Here is a 19,433-nt window from a genome sequence, read left to right on the forward strand (position 1 = left end):
TATTCCACTGTAAACCCTAATATGCGCTTGGTATACTAAGTGTCTGTGAGTTGCTTTGAAGTAACATCAATAATTTATAGTTGAACGTCATATTATTTAATTTTAAATAATATGACGCTCATTCAAACCGTTAAAGCGTTCCGCTAATAGATAAGAGTATTCCTTGTGATAATGACCCTCAGACCCTTTATTTTAGTATTAATAAGTGGCTTCTTGTTAATGCTAGGCTATGGACTCAGTAATATTTTATTGCCTGTGCGCATGCAGAGCGATGGAATGAGCATGAACAATATTGGTTTAGTGTTATCGATGTTGTCTGTGGGGTTTTTGTTGGGTGCATATTATAGCCGTATGTTATTACAACGTGTTGGGCACATAAGAATATTCGCGATGTGTGGTAGCTTAACTTCCGTCGCTATTTTACTTTCAGGCCTGTATCCAGAACCATTAATGCTTGCGTGTATGAGAATTGTCACTGGCTTTTGTATTGTTTGTACCAATGCCACACTTGATAGTTGGTTAAGCCACAGCGCCACAGAAAAAAATAGAGGACGCATACTATCAATTAATCAGATGATGATAATGACGGCACTATTTTCTGGTCAGTTTTTATTAAATGTCGCTCCTATTGATGACATTACTTTATTTGTTATCTGCGGTATTTTATTTAGCTTGTCTATCACACCTATCGTTATTAGTAAGCAACAAGGTCCACAAATTGAAGACAGTCAATCAATGTCTTTAATGACTGTTTTTAAGTTATCTCCTTTAGGTGTGGTTAGTTGTTTTTACTGTGGAGTCCTCTATGCGGCTTTGATTAATATGCTGCCTATTTTTGCCAGTAACAACGGTATTGCCGGCTTAGATTTATCCATCTTTATGGGCACAGCCATTTCTGGGGCGATCATTTTACAGTTCCCTATCGCCTACTTATCAGATCACTTTGACCGTCGAAAAGTTATGCTCTGTATGGTCGCAACACTCATTGTATTATGTTTATTAGTGCCTTTTCTTATTTCCTCAGATATGTTCAAACTCACCTTGTTAGCCGTAGCGCTGATTACGGGATTAGTTGCCTGCCTTTATCCAATGAGTATGTCAGAGACTTTTGATAAAGTATTAAAAGAACAAATTTTATCTGCAATGAGTTCGTTATTATTAATCTATGCATTGGGCAGCATTTTAGGCCCCTACCTAGCTTCTATGGTAATGGATACTTTCGGTAGCAGTGCCTTATTTAGTTTTATGAATATCGTTGCGATAACACTGTTACTGTTTATCAGTATTCGAATGAAACTAAGAAAAGCGTTACCGCTTGATGAACAAGAAAGCTTTGTTATGCAAACACCCAGCGGTGTAGTATCGGAACTCGATCCTCGTACACAATATGCAGAGGCACAATTTGAAACAACGCCAGAAGTAGAAGTTGCCATTAGCCTTGCAAGTAAAAACCCATCAGCGGCTGTTAACATGGTTAAAGCGCTAGTGCTTCGAGACCCCAAAAACGCCTCAAATTTAGCCGCAGCATTAAGTACCATAGACGCGATAGACATTAGTAAACTTTATGCGGCAATAACCTCGGCAGCACCACAAATGAGTATTCATATTGCTCAAGCATTAACAAATGCTTGCCCTGAGAAAGCCAATCAATTAGTTGATTGGATAACCTCTGAGTACCCTGACCAATTCACTAATATCATTGTTGCTATTGCGAATACAATGCCTGACGACGGTATTAATGTCATGGAACTCGCCGCTGAAAACATGGCAGAAGACTACCCCAGTGAACTTCTAGAAATGACCAAAGAATACATGACAAATTTATCAGATTCTTTAGATGCAATGCGACCGATAGATAGAATCGCCGCGGTCTCAGAAAATACAGCAACTGAGCTTTATAATCGATTAACGGATGTTGCTCCTGATCAATCAGCAGAGCTTGCCTTTACGGTATCAGATTCGCTACCTGAATCATCAAGTGATGTTGCTGAAGCCTATGTCCAAAATTTAATCGACAGTGAACAAGCTGGCTCAGCACAGACCTCAGAAAACATTGAAAATGCTGCCAATAACTATGTTAACCATATGGTTGAAAGTATTCCTGAACATGCAGTAGAAATTGCCGGTACCTTTGTCGATTCTTTCCCCGAGGTTGCATCGGATATGCTTGAAATATTGCAAGAATCAGATGATATTGAAGACAGCGAGTTAACCACTTCTATTGATAAAAAACCCTCGTAAGGTTTTATAAATCGGCAGTAACAATTACGCTATAACTCAAAACCTCTAATATCAGTAAAAGTAATTGGCCTAGAATGAAAATTGTTGACGTTAGCAATATAAGAATTAATGATAATTTTGTCTACTAAGCGAAAACTAGACGTTATTATTTTAACGTCAACAACTCTGACATTGTTGGCATTAGGAAATTCACTAAGCTTTATTATGTAATAATATTTTTACTAGATAACTAGTTACAACTGAAAACTCATTGGTATTATCAAATTATACAGATAAATATAACAACCTAGCATGACCCTTTTTTTAAACCAACCCTAGCTACAAAGAATAAGTACCAATGTTCTATTTATACAAACCTTATACCAATCAGTACTTTAAGTTAAATAAGCGCCTAAAAACAACAACACTTTAGTTATTTTTATTCTGTGTTATAAATTGACTTACCATGGCTGATATCGTCCAACTTTGCTTAACTTCTAGGTATTTATCTATCTCAGTCGAGAAAAAGTGACTGTAAAATACAGCAAATATCTAGGGGATTTTACTCTCTACTAAAACATGTAAACCAGGTTACCAGTAAATATATAAATACCTTTAACACCTCGATACTTGACAGCTGTGATTACAAGTGTAATATCAACGCATCGATTACAACTGTAATATTAAAATATGTCTGAAATTACTAATACAGAATTTGAAGTTTTAGAAGCTTTGTGGGCTCAACACCCTGCTACAGCAAATAGCATTATTGAACAACTTAATAAACATAAGCCATGGCACGATAAAACAGTAAAAACCCTGATAAATCGTCTGGTAAAAAAAGAAGCGATAGGTTTTGAAAAGCAAGAACGCCATTATCTTTATTTTCCGTTACTTGAACGAGATGCTTATACGGAAGTTCAAAGCCAAAGTTTTATCGAACGGTTATTCAGAGGAAGAGTATCGCCATTAGTTGCTGGTTTTGCTAAAAAAAACAATTTGAAGAAAGAAGATATTGATGAATTAAAACTTCTCATTACAAAATGGGAGCAAGACAATGATTGATAACCTTTTTACTTTATTACTGCCCTTAACATTGTTGCTAACTATATTGTTAGTTGGTCATAAATGGCTAATACATTATTTAGGCGCTAGTAATACCTATTTACTATGGTTAATAGTGCCCTTAGGGCTGGTGATATATTGTTTACCACTCCCTTGGCAGCAGAGTAGCCTATCAAAAATAATTGAAATAAAACGTTACTTGATAACTCCAACTGATGAACTTAAACAAAGCCTCTCTATGTCTTGGGCTCTCTATATTTGGCTAATTATTGTGGCTGCCATGATAACTTATGGCTTGTTAACTTATCATATATTTAACAAGCACCTTCAGCTCACCGCTATTAATAAGTCTATGGTGCCATTAGTGTTACCCCCAAATATATTGCTCTACCAAAGTACAGGTACTTATAGCCCGATGTTGGTGGGTTTGGTACAGCAAAAACTTATTATTCCAGAAGATTTTTTTGAGCTTTACAGTACCGAGCAACAAAAACTAATTCTTGAACATGAAATTTGTCATTTTGATCGAAATGACATTTATTGGAACCTAATTGCGCTGACTTGCTTAACGTTGTTTTGGTTTCACCCTCTTGCTTGGCTCGGCTATTTTAGGTTTCGTCAAGATCAAGAACTCTCCTGTGATCAACTCGTTCTGGCGCGCAAACCAAAAGAGAGCAGGATTAACTATAGTAAAGCGCTGTTAGTGGCGGCTCAGTCGACACCTTCATTAGCATTTGCTCAACTATCATTTAAGAAATATGGAGATAAAAAAATGATGTTAGAACGAATTAACAATTTAAAAACTCGTCCAAAAAGCTCTAAATTAATACTGGCTACCGTAATATTTACCACCGTTACTCTGCTCTCAGGATTAAGTTACGCAGGAAACCAACAGGAAAGTCTTGGAGATAAAGTCTCAAAGTCAGTTGAGCTTAAGCCTATTCAGCGTGTTAATCCTAGCTATCCTGAACAAGCAGCAAAAGACAATATAGAAGGTTCAGTAGTACTAACGTTTGATATAATGACAAATGGTGCGGTTGAAAATGTAGCGGTCGTAAATTCAAAGCCTGCCGGTGTATTTGACCAAGCAGCCTTAACGGCATTAAAGCAATGGAAATACTCTGTCAGTGACCACACGTTAAAAAATGCGTTAGTTCAATTAGATTTTTCAATGAATAAAGATACAAAACATGAAAGCTTAATTGAGCGTATTCAAATAACTAAGTAAAGTTAGCGTAATATTTTAAAAAGGTTACCTAGGTAGCCTTTTTACATTTAAATTAGTATACCCGATCGTAAAATTAATCACTTTTGCTGTAAATTTTTCCATAACCTTATCCATTTTTTGCTACTTGAATGCGCCTGTACCGTTAGGTACAATGAGTTGAGTTAAATTTACAGGCTAATATTGTGATAAAAGGTAAAAGAAGATCCTTCGATGAGACTACCGCATTAAATGCTGCGATGAATGTTTTTTGGCAAAAAGGTTATGTTGGCGCATCACTCACCGATTTAACAAAAGAGATGGGGATTAACAAGCCAAGTATGTACAGTGCTTTTGGTAACAAAGAAGCCTTATTTGTTAAAGCCACACAGTGCTATATTGATACTAAAATGAAACCTCATATGGCGTTATTATTTGCACCTGATATTCCCCTAAAAAATCGTTTGAAAAATCATATGATGTCAATTGTAACTATGCAGTGCAGCGATGAGCAAGCAAAAGGATGCTACTTAGTTTTATGTCAATCAGAACTGGTCAGTGGTGATATTCCTGAGCAAGCAAAATTGATACTCAAAGATGCTGAAGTGATTCCTAAACAATTATATGTCGATTTTTTTAATCAAGACTTAGAGGCTATCGCTTTAGGGCTAAATAAAAATGCCGACGCAAACAGTTTAAGCGTATATACGCTTTTAAAAGGCACTGCCTCTATGGCTCGTTCTGGCGTAGCTAGATCACAACTAGAATATACTGTAGATAGTATGCTTAAAGGTATCGGCGTTAACTAAAGAGATCACTCTTTTTAAAAACGAAATGTCAAGGCTATACACAACCAACAATAATGCGTTATTTACCATTATTTATCTGGGCATTTAAAGTTTTACCTTCCCCCAATAAGGCACGACAAGACTTTCAGTTCACTTTTAATTACCCTTTCGTTAATCAGCATAGATAAACACGTTGCTTACTCTTTAACATGGCCTAAACCTCTAGAACTTTAAATAGATAAAATTTATTTCATTAATTACGATTGACTTCAATGTACCGATCGGTACAATACGAAAATCAAGACATACCGATCGGTACATTTTTTAAATAAGCACCATAGACGTGAAGTACTTATTCACCGTGAATTTTTAATCTGATCAATTAAATTAAATTAAATTAAATTAAATTAATGATAAGGAAAGTAAAATGACAACTTTAACAATACATACGATTGAATCTGCTCCACAAGCAAGTAAGACACTTTTAGAAGGCTCAGTTAAAGCTTTTGGCATGTTACCAAATTTACATGGTGTACTCGCTAGCTCACCACAACTTCTTGAAGCATATCAAAAACTTCATGAGCTATTTACAAATACCTCATTTGATGCAGAAGAATTAACTGTTGTTTGGCAAACAATAAATGTTGAGCACGGCTGTAATTACTGTGTACCAGCACACACGGCTATTGCTCATTCAATGAAAGTTGATGCTGCAATTACTGAGGCTTTGCGTAATCAATCACCAATGCCAAACGCGAAGTTACAAGCACTTCAAGATATGACCTTGATTATTGTTCGTAATCGCGGACACGTTAGTGATACAGAATTAGCCAGTTTTAAAGAAGCTGGGTATGGCGAACAGCAAATATTAGAAATAATATTAGGCCTGTCTCAAAAAGTGATCAGTAACTATACCAATCACATTGCGAGTACGCCAACAGACGCACCATTCAAAGAATTTGCATGGCAGAAAAATGCATAAGTAGCGCTGGGGGAATAGCTAAGTTAATTATTCTACTGACCATTCCCCAAATAAATGCTAAATACGTTAATAACGTGCTAATAACATCGAGTTATTAGCACTTTTATTGGTTGTTTTTTTGACGAGTTTTTAGTTTATTTTGCTCAATTTTATCGTTTTGTAATACTTGTTGTAAATCTTCACTACGTTGTTTAACCGCTACCCCATAACTTTTATCATCACCCCATTTATCAGCCAAAATTGTCATTGACTCAGTATCATGCTCAGCAAAAAGTTCTCCTGCTCTAGCCGATTCAACCGGATCGTTGCCAAGTAACACTAATGCTTCAATACCAAAATTAACAGCAGAGTCAAAAGTTTCTCGTTTAAGACTTGTCACCCCAAGCTGCATAATCTGATAAGCGTGTCGTCGGTCAATAGCGCGTGCAAGAATTTTTAAATGTGGATAGTGCTTACGAGCCAATTTAATAATATCTAATGTTTTATCGGGCTCGTCTACAGCAATAACCAGCATTTTTGCATCTTGGGCCCCTGCCGCTGCTAATAAATCTTGTCGAGCGGCATCACCATAAAAAACTTTATTACCAAAACGTCTGAGTAAGTCTATTTGGCTGGCACTGTGATCAAGAATCGACAAATGGTAGCCTTGAGCCGTTAATAAACGTCCTATAATTTGGCCAAAACGTCCATAACCAGCAATAATGACATTTTTTGTGGGTTCGAGGTCTTTTATAGCATCAAATTCAGGTGTGGAAGAAGTTTTTCTCACCAACACCTTCTCATATAAAATTAATAACAATGGTGCACAAAGCATTGATATAGCAACGATAAGTGTAATTAATTTAGTCTGCTCTGGTGTGGTAATAAGTAGATTACTTGTTAATGAAAGTAAAACAAAAGCAAATTCACCACCTTGAGCTAAAGCTAAAGTGAACAGTATCTTTTGGCTGCCTTTCATCTTAAAAAAATGTGCCAACACAAAAAGAACCAGTGCTTTAATCGTTATAAGGGCTAATACCGTTAGCGTAACAAAGGTAATTTTATCAAAAAGAAGAGGAAAGTCTATCGAAGCACCTACGGTTATAAAGAATAAACCAAGCAATAATCCTTTAAAGGGTTCAATATCAGCCTCTAATTCATGCCTAAACTCGCTTTCAGCTAGTACAACACCCGCTAAGAATGTACCTAACGCAGGAGACAAACCTATTTTTTCCATAATCAGTGCAATGGCAATAACTAATAGTAATGCCGCAATGGTAAAAATTTCACGTAACCTTGTTTCAGCAATGTAACGAAATAATGGCGATGAGATGTATTTGCCCGCTAAAATAATGGCTGCAATAACTGCAAGAGAAATCCCCACTTGACCGTAAACGGGTAAGTGAGCAATCAAACTATGGCCAGAAGACTTTGCTGCACTTAAGTCTTGAAAGGCAAGGAGTGGTAATATCGCAAGAATAGGGATTACCGCAATATCTTGGAACAGGAGTACCGAAAAAGCATTTTGCCCCGCGTCTTGCTTGATCCAACCCTTCTCTGTCAATGTCTGCAAAACAATCGCCGTTGAAGACAATGCCAACATCAACCCTATTGCTAACGATGTTTGCCAAGGCAAACTGAATAGATAAAAACAAAGTGCAAAAATAAGCGTGGTTGTTGCTATAACTTGTAAGCCGCCTAGGCCTAGAATAGAGTGACGCAATTTCCATAGTCTGGCCGGTTGTAATTCTAGGCCAACTAAAAATAGCATCATCACAACACCAAACTCTGCAAAATGCATAACACTGGTTTGATCGCCAACCAAGCCGAGTAAGCTAGGGCTAATTAAAATTCCCGCTAACAGATAACCTAAAACAGAACCTAAGCCGAGTCTCTTTGCCACTGGCACTGCAACAAGTGCTGCAACTAAGTATATAACCGCTATTTCTAACATCTTTACATGTACTCCTTTCACTAGGGCGTTATTGAATAGTTAAAGTTGAGGATTAGTCGCCTAAGTTATACGTATTTTATCAATATTTTAAAGCTGATGCGATAGTCTAGTGCAGAGTTATAGGCGAGAAGTAAAATTGTCACCTGAAGTTTAATGATGACGATAACAGCACTAATAGTGTAAATAATGATTGTATGACATCACCATAGTAACTTATCCTTCAGTTTCGACTAGAGAGACTAAAGTTGCCCGCTTATCAAAAAAAACACTGCATTATGTGAAGGAATTCAAGCGTCAATAATGCAAATATGATCATATATATACCGTTAGCAACGTTATTAGACAATGTTGCTCGGCATATATTGGTTTACTTCATGGTGAAGCTCTTGTATCGCACTAACAGTAACATTTAGTTTTACTGCTAATGTTGTTTTTGATAGTGCTCAGATAAAATAAGTAATGAGCGATGATAATTAATTTTAGCGATACTTTAAAAAGTTAATGTATTGAAAAAGTGGCCATGCTTTTATTTTTCTGTTTTATTAGCAAGAAAATCACTACTTGGTTACTAAAATTAATTAAGTTTGTTCAACCAGTAACTAATTTTCTCTTCCAACAGTTTAGGGTTTATCGGTTTAGAAATATAATCATTCATACCCGATGCTAAGCATTTTTCTTTATCACCCTTCATAGTATTTGCCGTCATTGCAATAATAGGGATAGTCGAGAACAAGACACTATCCATATTATTTCTTATATGTTCAGTGGCTTGATAGCCATCCATTTCTGGCATTTGGCAATCCATTAAAATAAGATCATAAGGATGTTCTGGATCTTTCTTCTCTAAGATATCAATTGCATTTACACCATTGACTGCAATATCAATAGAATAATCAAACTTTCTTAATATACCTAAAGCGACTTGTTGGTTAATTCGGTTGTCTTCAACTAACAATATTTTTGCTTTAGTGGTCTGACTTTTATTCTCTAACATATTACTTCCAAGGCTAGCTGAAACGCCAGCCGTATTTTTTAATATCTGTGTCTTGTTAAGCGTATCATCTAAGATATTAAGTAACTCATCAATGACCACAGGTTTTAATAAATAATCTGAAAATCCTGACGTTGATGACAAAGGACCTTTAACAATCTGATCCATTGAAGTTAACATCACTATTTTAAGCTTATCAAGTGACTTAATTTTTCTAATCTCAGCGCTTAACTCACTACCTGACATGCTCGGCATTTGCATATCAATAATAGCCATAGCAAAATAATGGCTATCGTATTGCTTCAATATAGCCAATGCCTTACTACCACTGTCAGCTTGAATAACTTCAGCCCCCAAAAGACCGAGTTGTTTGCTAAGCACGGCAAGATGAGTAAGATTATCATCAGTAACTAAAATGTTAATTCCATTTAAATGAGTACCTAACTGAGTTTGCACTTCTTCTGTGCTAGGTTTTAATTGGATATTAAAACTAAATTCGCTGCCTTGACCCAAGACACTACTAACAGTAATGCCTCCCCCCATTAATTCACATAATTGCTTTACAATAGACAAGCCTAAACCTGTGCCACCATACTCTCGTGTTGTCGATACATCGACTTGGGTGAACACATCAAAAAGTATTGAACATTTATCCGCTGGTATACCTATTCCTGTATCTATGACACTGATATGTAGTTTTATATCTCCATTGTCATTTAAAACTGTCTTTGCTTTAATAACAATTTCACCCGTGGGGGTAAACTTTATTGCATTGCCAACTAAGTTAGTAATGATTTGTCTTAATCTACCAGGATCACCGATGACCATTTGATGACCAACATCGGTGACATCAAGAATAATTTCTAATTTTTTATCTTTGCTATTCATCGATAAAGACTGAACCAAATCGCCTAAATTTCTTAAAAGGTCAAAAGTAATCAATTCAACTTCAAGTTTACCTGCTTCTATTTTTGAAAAATCTAGAATGTCGTTTAGGATATGAAGCAAGGTATCGGCACTTGAATGTGCTAGTCGAGTAAAATGAGCTTGTTCTTGACTTTGCTTGGTCGTTGATAATAAATTTAGCATGCCTAAAACACCGTTCATTGGCGTTCTAATTTCATGACTCATATTAGCCAAAAACTGTGACTTAGTCCGATTGGCTAATTCAGCTTTTAATTGTTGTTTCTTATTTTCATCGGCTAAACTTTTCAGCATCAATTCTTTTTTAACTGAACTAGACACATCTTGGATCAGAATTTCACATAAGCGTTCATTCGGGGAAGTATTGATGCTTTTAATCGATATTTGCTGCTGTATACGGTAATCGTTATCACCAACATGGCTTTTATGGAATAACGCTAAAGGTTTAGGATTAAAAGTATTAGAGAGTTTAGTGGGCAATCCTAACGTTAATGCTTCATTGCATGCATCACTTAAGCGGGAATAGTTAAACCCCTCTAGAATATCACCAAGTTTACAACCAACACCTTTATCATCGACTATAACAGAGTGATCTTTTATCCACTGATTATAAAAAACTACCTGATGGTTTTCATCAATAATGATAATACCAAGAGAAAGATCATTCACAGAACTAAATAAAATATCTTTTGTTAAATTATTCATAGCAGAGCTAAGCTTCAATTTTGTTAGTAATGCCAAAAACAAATTTTCTCACAGATTCTTGAAAAATCTCTAATGAGGTAATATCCATAATAAAAGAGATAAAACCTTCAATATTATCATCGGGTAAAGAGAACTTAACTTTTATATATAATGACCAATCATTTTCGCTGCTATACACATAAACTTTATTAATATCCCCTTGTATAAACTCTGGCATTTCAATTTTTATTGAGGATTTAAGAAAGTTAATAACCGTTCCAAAACAAGCATTTAAAATAACATTGCCTATTTCTACTAAAGAATCTTGCTCAAGATCAGACAAAGCCTCGGGTGGAAACTTATTACCAAGTAAAGTACTAACTAATTGCAAACCACTTTCTTTGCTAAACATAAGTAATGCTTGGCCTTTAAAGTCACCTTCAAATCGTTGAATTACAGCACTGATTTCTGTATCACTAGCAAAATTCAATTTAGATTTGGCTATTTTGTTAGAGACGATTTCGACTTTTGGGATAGTTAAATCAACCGGTTGAGATACCATTTTATTCAGGGAGTTGGCCGCTCTACCAATACCGATGTTAAATATTTCGGTGAGGGCATCAATTTCAAGTGGAGATAAATTATCCTTCATATGCTTCCCTAACTATTTAAAAAATGGCTAATGAGTTCTTCGGTAATCGGTTTAATTAAAAAAACAACACCTGCTTGCTCAGCCTGTTGTTTTATGTCATCTTGGATATTTGCGGTTAACAAAGCGCGCTTAGGAATTGAAATTAGCTTATCTAATGCAAAGATTAATTCAATACCTGTCATACCAGGCATATTATAGTCAAAAATCGCAATATCAATTTTACTTTCCGCCGTTAATTGGCTCAAGCACTGCTCTCCACCTCCAGCTTCAATGATGTCGACTCCAGGTATATAAGATTTAACAATTTCTTTAAGCATCATTCGAGAAACAATACTATCGTCGACAATTAATACAACTTTACTCATTTAAATACCCAATTATTTTTAATAACCTGCCTCATAAAAGCATATAAACGAATGGGTTTATTTGCAAGCTAATATATTGAAATATAATTAGTAATTTGAGCAAGGTATAAAAAGATGCTGTAATTTTCAAAACATATCCCTTAGCGGTGGGTGTTTTGGTTAGAGCCAATGAGCCTAAGGGGAACGTTAAAAGCATGTAAGGCGACGTTAAAAAGGTGGGGAGCGATTAAATACACTTCTGTAATGCCGGTAACATAAGTTTTGGCTAGATGATAAATATTCGTGTTATCAAATTTTATACTTGGCCTATAACTTTCAATAAAATTAACCTGATGTAAAAATATAAATCCGTCGCAAAAATGAGTAACAACGAGTAGCAACTAGTAACGTCTGTTTATGTTTTCTTACATGGGCGAGAATATTGATCATTACCGCTTCTTCTTTGCCTCGATCTAGTCCTTTGGTTGGCTTGTTTAAAATCAGCACCTTTTCTGGACGTAACAACAACGGTGCAATCTGTAATCGTTGTGCTTGGCCAACTAATAATCCTACACTTTTAGAGCCTAGCCAAGTATTAATACCAAACGATAAGCTATCAATAAATGAAGTTAGCTTCACTAATTGACATACCTCAAGCATTTCTTGGTAGCTAGCATCATGTTTTGCTGGCTTTATAGTTTTTTTTAAATGTTAGCAGCTAAGAGCCCTATTCCGCCTACAAGGATACCTTTAACAGAAATAGGTAAACCTCTTGTTAGCCAGAGGCTAAAGTAAAATATCCAACATTATTATCACATTCGATATTTTACTAAAAAGTACGTATAGAGTAACTATAAGCACAGAAGAGATTAACTTCTCGGACGTATAAATGGCATATGTCTATTTACATCTTTATATAATAAATATCTAAATGGACCTGGGCCACCGGCATAGCAAGATTGTGGACAAAAAGCACGTAACCACATAAAGTCACCCGCCTCTACTTCAACCCATTCACCGTTTAAATGATAAACAGCTTTACCTTCTAAAACATATAATCCATGTTCCATCACATGTGTTTCGTCAAAAGGGATCACGCCGCCTGGCTCAAAAGTTACAATGTTTACATGCATATCATGGCGCATATCTGATTGCTCAGTAAATCTTGTGGTTTTCCATACACCACCGGTATTAGGCATTTCAATAGCTTCAACTTCATGGTCACTGGTTACAAAAGCTTCTGGTGCATCGATGCCTTCAACGACTTGATAAGCTTTGCGGATCCAATGGAACTTTACATTTTCTAAACTATTATTTTTAAGTGTCCATTGAGCACCTGCAGGCAAATAAGCATACCCGCCTGATGTCATATGGTGATTTGTCCCTTCGATAGTAACATCCATTTCACCTTCAACAATAAAGAGTACACCTTCAGCATTTTCATCAAGTTCTGGTTTTTCAGAGCCGCCGTTTGGTGTTACTTCTACTATGTATTGAGAAAAAGTTTCTGAAAAGCCACTCAATGGACGAGCCAGCACCCACATCCTCATATTATTCCAAAAGGGTAAATAACTGATAACAATATCGGTTAACACACCTTTAGGAATAATTGCGTAAGCTTCGGTAAAAATAGCGCGATCAGAGATCAATTGTGTTTGTGGTGGTAATCCACCTGTAGGCGCATAATATGTACTTTTATTTGACATCTTCGTTTTTCCTTGTTGTTTGGGTTTCATTAAATTCTTTCCTGTAAGCGTGAAGTAAAGGCTCGGTATAACCATTGGGCTGTGTTTTCCCTTTAAAGACAAGATCTAATGCTGCTTGAAAAGCTAAACTACTTGCAAAGTTAGCAGACATTGGCTGATATAAAGGGTCATGGGCATTTTGTTGATCAACAATAACCGCCATTTTTTCTAAGGAAGACCTCACTTCAGACTCAGATAAGATACCGTGTGCTAGCCAGTTACAAATGTGCTGACTAGAAATTCTTAATGTAGCTCTATCTTCCATTAAGCCAACATTGTTAATGTCGGGGACTTTTGAAGCGCCCATGCCTAAATCAACCCAACGAACTACGTAACCCAATAGACCTTGGGCATTGTTATTAAGCTCTTTTTCAATCGCCTCTTTACCCAATTGCTCAGATTTTTTTAATAAGGGTACTGTTAATATATCATTTAGACGAGTACGAGATCTTTGCGCAATCCTACTCTGTACCTCAAATACATTCACTTGATGGTAATGTATAGCATGTAAGGTAGCCCCGGTTGGTGATGGAACCCATGCCGTATTAGCACCTGATAAAGGATGAGCAATTTTCATTTTCATCATATCAGCCATTTCATCAGGAATAGCCCACATCCCTTTACCAATTTGTGCTTTACCGGAAAAACCGCAGGCTAAACCTATATCTACATTCCTATCTTCGTAGGCTTTAATCCAGGGTTGTGCTTTCATATCACCTTTTAACACCATGGGACCTAGTAACATACTGGTATGTATTTCATCGCCCGTTCTATCTAAAAAACCAGTATTAATAAATACAACGCGATTTTTTACGGCTCTAATACACTCTTTCAGGTTGACTGTTGTGCGACGTTCTTCGTCCATTACCCCAATTTTAATGGTATATCTATCAAGACTTAAACCATCTTCAACAGCATTAAAGAGTTTATTAGCAAAAGCCACTTCATCAGGGCCATGCATTTTAGGCTTTACAATATAGACACTACCCTTTCTTGAGTTACGGTGAATACTATTTTTTTGTAAATCGTGTAAGGCTATTAAGGTGCTTATCATGGCGTCCATGATGCCCTCTTGAATTTCGAAGCCCTCTTGATCGAGTATTGCAGCGTTAGTCATTAAGTGGCCAACATTTCGACAGAATAATAAACTGCGTCCTGGCAAATTCAAGTTGCCACCGTTAAGGTCCTGATAAATTTTATCAGCTTTTAATACTCGCTGAGTTATTTTACCGGCTTTATCAATAGTTTCACTTAAGTCACCTTTCATTAGCCCTAACCAATTACGATAAACATGAATTTTTTCTTTGGCGTCTACTGCAACTACCGAATCTTCAAAGTCTTGTATTGTGGTTAATGCTGATTCTAAAGTAATATCTTTTATATCTGCAGCGTCTGTTTTACCAATAGCTGAGCTTGCATCTATTTCTATCGCCACACGTAAATCATGATGGTTAAGTAAAACTGAGCTGAGCTTATTCTTATCCCCCTGAAAGCCAATAAATTGTTCAGTATTTTTTAATAGTGAAGTACGACCATCAACTAAAGTGACTAAAAGCTTTTTATTGTCAATAGTATAAGCACATGACTGATGATGTGAGCCGTTGACGAGTGGAAAGTGATCATCTAAAAATTCACGACCGTAAGCGACTACTTTTGCTGCTCTAATAGGATTATGCGTTGCTTTTTTCTCAGCGCCATCTTCACCACTAATGACATCAGTTCCATAAAGGGCATCGTATAAACTTCCCCAGCGAGCATTAGCGGCATTTAATGCAAATCTAGCGTTGGCGGCGGGAACAACAAGTTGTGGTCCTGCTTGTGAGCTTACTTCACTATCTACGTTGTTTGTGGTGATAAGAAAGTCATCACCTTCAGGGCTTAAATAGCCTATATCAAAAAGAAATTGTTTATATTCCTCAATATCAAAATTATCTTGATGCGCGAGATTCCAATCATCAAGTTGTTCCTGAAATTGAGTGCGTTTTACTAATAAGGCTCTATTCTCAGGCCCTAATTGATGAGTGATTGTTGATAAGGATTTCCAAAAATTATCAGCAGAGATGTTTAAGCCGAGTAAAACCTCTTCTTCTATGAATTTTACTAAATCAATATCTACTTTTAGCAAGTTTTTCTGTTGATATATTGTCATTTCCTTAACCACTTATTCCTTAATTATACTTTGATTGTTATGTTAATTATCTGTTGAGGTCTGCGCTGATAAGCGTCTTTATCTAAAGCTGCAATGCTGATGAATGTATACAAATTCACAATACCTGTCAATAAAGACGATAGATTGCATACATAATTGTTGACAACCTATCTTTGAGTCAACTCTATTAACATCAAACAATATTTATGCTTAATAAAACACCTTAATAATCATCTCAAGATCACCTGTATTTATCGAAAAGTTGACCTATAAAGCGAGTAATGTGTATAAAAAATCTAGATTAATCGTCCGTTTACTAGCAGTGATAATCAATACTGACGGATGAAAAAACGAGTGATTACTTGGCGACACCAAAATTGAAGTTGGAGAATACGTTATCATGCTCCATGTGGCAGACTACTTTGCAAATAAAGGTGACCAACAAGATAAACCACCATTTTTAAATCGTATTCCAACTCATCTTGGCATTTTGGGTGCGTTAACCATGCCTTTTTTGGCGGTTAGAAGAACAGAATATTTTGGTTTTACTGCTAGTGTAATCTTTGTTTCAACTTACTTCTTTTGAGGGGGGCATTGTAATATTTTTACCCTATGCTCAATCTGTTAACAACAACACCAGTCAAACCTTTTCAATTAAGGCTCTTGGTGTTGTTGCAGTATCACTAGGTACTTGCTACTACTTATTCTGCTTTATGGTTTGCTAATCGTTTGTCATTGCAATAATTTTAGCTGCTTACTACTTATTCTGCTTTATGGTTTGCTAATTGTTTGTTATTGCAATAATTTTAGCTACTTACTACTTATTCTGCTTTATGGTTTGCTAACCAATGCTCTGCAATATCTTGTCTCCTACACACCCAGACATCATTATATTTTCCAATATAATCTAGGAACTTAACCAGACTTGCAAAACGACCTGGTCGGCCAATAATGCGGCAATGCAAACCAATAGACATCATTTTTGGCGCATCAGCCCCTTCAGCATACAAGGTATCAAAAGTATCTTTTAAATAACAATAAAACTGTTCACCTGAATTAAAACCTTGCGGACTAGCAAAACGCATATCATTGGCATCTAAACTATAAGGGACAATTAAATGTGGCTTTTCTTTACCTTTTACATAATAAGGTAAATCATCAGCATAACTATCAGCATCGTATAAAAAAGAGCCTTCTTCCATGACCAACTGTCGAGTATTTTCACTCATGCGGCCAAGATACCAACCTTTAGGTTTTTGTCCTGTCATTTCTTTGTGAATAGCTATCGCTTTTTTTAAATGTTCACGCTCGGTTTCAATCGGTACATTTTGATAGTCTATCCACCTGTATCCATGACTCGCAATTTCCCAATCTGCTTTTAACATCGCTTCAACTGCTTCAGGGTTACGTTGCATCGCCATCGCGACACCAAAAACAGTTACAGGTAAGCCTCGCTGAGAAAATAAACGATGTAATCGCCAAAAACCTGCACGGCTGCCATATTCATAAAAAGACTCCATGTTCATATGTCGTTCGTTAACAAACGGTTGTGCGCCAATGATTTCTGATAGAAAAGTTTCCGAGGCATTATCACCATGTAAAATGCAATTCTCGGCTCCTTCTTCATAGTTGATCACAAATTGCACCGCCACTTTTGCCTTATTTGGCCAAGTAACCTTAGGTGCATGCTCTCCGTATCCTTTCATGTCTCGAGGGTAGTTATTCATATCTATTTTACTCATGCTAATGTCAACTCAATAGTTTCGTTTTCTAAAGTAAGTTCATTACAATGTTTGCCAGCACCGGCCCTATCAAAGACGAAAAAAGTCGGTCTTTTTCTAAAATTAAGGCCATGTGCCAAATTCCTGCATGAAAATTAAAGTCTTGTTGTTCATGGGTTACAAAAACCTGTAAATTTGCACTAGAAACAGAGTCACCTGCCATTTTTATTATCTTGGAGGTGACTTGTTAGAGGCGATAGCTAGGAGCAAACTCGAGATGTGTACAACCTGTTGAATTTGCATCACTGACATGGGCTACATCGGCAAAAAATAGCTATCATCCCACGTAAAGCCTGTTGCATTTGCAATAGTGAACGTTGCTTCATTGCCATCAGTGCTTCGTTTATTATGTCCTGTGCCATATAAGCCTGCTACTTTAAATGTATTAAAAGTAGCAGCTTGTGTTGTAGCCGAACTCAAACCAAGAAATAGAAAAGATGCAGCACTAATAACTGTGGTTATCATGTTCATTTATCTTCTCGGTTTATGTTTTGTTGTAACTTTTTATTCCATGATTATTTAGTTGTATAAAGTAAAGGTTACATTACTCTTTTGTTGTTTGACGTTGTTGATACCACAGTGCAATTAACTTCCGCTCTGAGTCGGTAATTTTGGTTAAGTTACCTATAGGCATAGCTTTAAGGACTACGGCTTGCTGATAAATTTGAGTGGCTTGCGCTTTAATTTGTTCAGGTGTGTCATAAATAAAGCCTTTAGGCGCAGCGGCAAAACCAGCTTGTGTAGGTTTGTCTGCATGACAAGATGAACAACGCTGTTTAATAATGGCTTGAACTTGAGAGAATTCTACTGGTGAGGCTGTTGAATCAGTGTTCGCCACGATTGACTTAGGCGCCATAGCCCAGATAACGACGACCATAATAACTACAGCAGTAACTAACGCTCCTGTTAGTGGTTTTCCTGGCGTGTGACGCGAAACAAAGAACACCCGTATTAAGGCACCTGCCATTGAAATACCCATTAATATTAACCAGTTATACTCATGGTTATAGGTCATGGCATAGTGATTACTTATCATCACAAAGACAACAGGTAAGGTAAAATAAGTGTTATGAACAGAACGCTGTTTGCCTGCTATTCCCGGGGCGGCGTCAACTTTCTCGCCTGCGATGAGCCTTTCGACCATTTTCTTTTGGCCAGGAATAATAACAAAGAATACGCTAGCTGCCATAATAGTACCTAACATGGCACCAAAGGTCATAAAAGCGCCACGACCACTAAATATGTGTGTTAATGCATAAGCGGCGGTAGAGACAAGTGCAAAAATCACAACACCTAAAACTAAATCGTTTTTAGCTAAAGCAGATTTACATAAGAAATCGTAAATAATGTAGCCACCAAACATAAAGCCTAAGCTAATTGCAATGGCTGTGCTTTGCGATATATCAGCAACACTTGTATCAATAAGGTAAATATCAGCGCCATACCAGTAGACAATAGCCATCAAAAAGAAACCGCTGATCCACGTTGTATATGCTTCCCATTTAGACCAATGAAGATTATCGTCTAAAGGTTGGTTTTTGGGACCCAACATGTATTTTTGCGAATGATAAAAACCACCACCGTGTACCGCCCATAACTCACCAAAAACACCATTTTTGGTGTCTGCAGGATTTTTAGGTGTATGTAATGAATTATCTAGCATAACAAAATAAAATGATGCGCCGATCCAAGCTATGCCGGTAATGATATGAAAACTTCGCACTAAAAAATTTAATACATCGAACAAATACGCTTCCAAATTTCTGACCCTTCTAAAGAATTTATATTGCATTTATAGCGCGGCTTAATTTGCCAACCTAACTATAGCTTAAGGCTTGTGTTGTGTTGTGTAATTTACATTCATTACTAAACATCAACTTAGCATATGAAACAAAAACAACATTGTCAACAATCTTGTTTACAATTAACCATCAGTACAAACAAGTATTTTTGCCCATAAACAAAGCCAAA

The 19,433-nt window shown here is 36.5% G+C and carries 17 protein-coding genes; 6 read left to right on the top strand and 11 right to left on the bottom strand.

Annotation, left to right across the window (positions count from 1 at the left end):
- Positions 1-171 precede the first annotated feature (171 nt).
- From H4J56_RS16245 to H4J56_RS16265, 5 genes are all read left to right on the top strand, one after another.
- Positions 172-2,241: an MFS transporter gene (locus H4J56_RS16245; RefSeq protein ID WP_220465330.1), complete on the top strand. Its 2,070-nt coding sequence runs from the start codon at positions 172-174 to the stop codon at positions 2,239-2,241.
- Positions 2,242-2,910: 669 nt separating this feature from the next.
- Entirely contained in the window at positions 2,911-3,285 is a 375-nt protein-coding gene (locus H4J56_RS16250) for a BlaI/MecI/CopY family transcriptional regulator (protein ID WP_182175629.1), read from the top strand.
- Positions 3,278-4,513: a M56 family metallopeptidase gene (locus tag H4J56_RS16255; RefSeq protein WP_182216261.1), complete on the top strand. Its 1,236-nt coding sequence runs from the start codon at positions 3,278-3,280 to the stop codon at positions 4,511-4,513. The genes H4J56_RS16250 and H4J56_RS16255 overlap by 8 nt, the downstream gene beginning before the upstream one ends.
- A gap of 182 nt (positions 4,514-4,695) precedes the next feature.
- Positions 4,696-5,298 (top strand): TetR/AcrR family transcriptional regulator, encoded by a 603-nt coding sequence (locus H4J56_RS16260; protein ID WP_182259609.1) that lies wholly within the window; start codon positions 4,696-4,698, stop codon positions 5,296-5,298.
- 406 nt (positions 5,299-5,704) lie between these two features.
- Complete coding sequence (locus H4J56_RS16265) at positions 5,705-6,259, top strand: carboxymuconolactone decarboxylase family protein (RefSeq protein ID WP_182216257.1); 555 nt, start codon at positions 5,705-5,707, stop codon at positions 6,257-6,259.
- A 103-nt stretch (positions 6,260-6,362) separates the two neighbouring features.
- Here the strand turns inward: H4J56_RS16265 and H4J56_RS16270 are convergent, their stop codons facing one another.
- From H4J56_RS16270 to H4J56_RS16300, 7 genes are all read right to left on the bottom strand, one after another.
- Positions 6,363-8,192: a monovalent cation:proton antiporter-2 (CPA2) family protein gene (locus tag H4J56_RS16270; RefSeq protein WP_182216256.1), complete on the bottom strand. Its 1,830-nt coding sequence runs from the start codon at positions 8,190-8,192 to the stop codon at positions 6,363-6,365.
- A 574-nt stretch (positions 8,193-8,766) separates the two neighbouring features.
- Complete coding sequence (locus tag H4J56_RS16275) at positions 8,767-10,812, bottom strand: response regulator (RefSeq protein WP_182216254.1); 2,046 nt, start codon at positions 10,810-10,812, stop codon at positions 8,767-8,769.
- Between the two features lie 7 nt (positions 10,813-10,819).
- A complete protein-coding gene (locus H4J56_RS16280; RefSeq protein WP_182216252.1) occupies positions 10,820-11,443 on the bottom strand; it encodes a chemotaxis protein CheX in 624 nt (207 codons plus the stop codon).
- Positions 11,444-11,451: 8 nt separating this feature from the next.
- Positions 11,452-11,808, bottom strand: a complete 357-nt coding sequence (locus H4J56_RS16285; RefSeq protein WP_182216250.1) for a response regulator — start codon at positions 11,806-11,808, stop codon at positions 11,452-11,454.
- A 324-nt stretch (positions 11,809-12,132) separates the two neighbouring features.
- On the bottom strand, positions 12,133-12,426 hold the full coding sequence (locus H4J56_RS16290; protein WP_182216248.1) for a hypothetical protein: 294 nt from the start codon (positions 12,424-12,426) through the stop codon (positions 12,133-12,135).
- Positions 12,427-12,656: 230 nt separating this feature from the next.
- The gene (locus H4J56_RS16295) at positions 12,657-13,523 is read right to left on the bottom strand and encodes a bifunctional allantoicase/(S)-ureidoglycine aminohydrolase (RefSeq protein WP_259364865.1); all 867 of its coding nucleotides are present in this window, start codon (positions 13,521-13,523) and stop codon (positions 12,657-12,659) included.
- Positions 13,483-15,681: a malate synthase G gene (locus H4J56_RS16300; RefSeq protein ID WP_182216245.1), complete on the bottom strand. Its 2,199-nt coding sequence runs from the start codon at positions 15,679-15,681 to the stop codon at positions 13,483-13,485. The genes H4J56_RS16295 and H4J56_RS16300 overlap by 41 nt, the downstream gene beginning before the upstream one ends.
- A gap of 400 nt (positions 15,682-16,081) precedes the next feature.
- Between H4J56_RS16300 and H4J56_RS16305 the strand changes: the two genes are divergently transcribed.
- Positions 16,082-16,267, top strand: a complete 186-nt coding sequence (locus tag H4J56_RS16305; RefSeq protein ID WP_182216243.1) for a hypothetical protein — start codon at positions 16,082-16,084, stop codon at positions 16,265-16,267.
- Between the two features lie 235 nt (positions 16,268-16,502).
- Here H4J56_RS16305 and puuE read toward each other — a convergent pair whose 3' ends face one another.
- The 4 genes from puuE to H4J56_RS16325 form a co-directional block, all read right to left on the bottom strand.
- On the bottom strand, positions 16,503-17,423 hold the full coding sequence (puuE, locus tag H4J56_RS16310) for an allantoinase PuuE (RefSeq protein WP_404842411.1): 921 nt from the start codon (positions 17,421-17,423) through the stop codon (positions 16,503-16,505).
- A 28-nt stretch (positions 17,424-17,451) separates the two neighbouring features.
- Positions 17,452-17,625: an ureidoglycolate lyase gene (locus H4J56_RS16315; protein ID WP_182216242.1), complete on the bottom strand. Its 174-nt coding sequence runs from the start codon at positions 17,623-17,625 to the stop codon at positions 17,452-17,454.
- Between the two features lie 92 nt (positions 17,626-17,717).
- Positions 17,718-17,933: a hypothetical protein gene (locus H4J56_RS16320; protein WP_182216240.1), complete on the bottom strand. Its 216-nt coding sequence runs from the start codon at positions 17,931-17,933 to the stop codon at positions 17,718-17,720.
- A gap of 73 nt (positions 17,934-18,006) precedes the next feature.
- A complete protein-coding gene (locus H4J56_RS16325; RefSeq protein WP_259364867.1) occupies positions 18,007-19,209 on the bottom strand; it encodes a urate hydroxylase PuuD in 1,203 nt (400 codons plus the stop codon).
- Positions 19,210-19,433 lie beyond the last annotated feature (224 nt).

The sequence above is a fragment of the Colwellia sp. BRX8-4 genome (genome assembly GCF_014077345.1).
Classification (GTDB): Bacteria; Pseudomonadota; Gammaproteobacteria; order Enterobacterales; family Alteromonadaceae; genus Colwellia_A.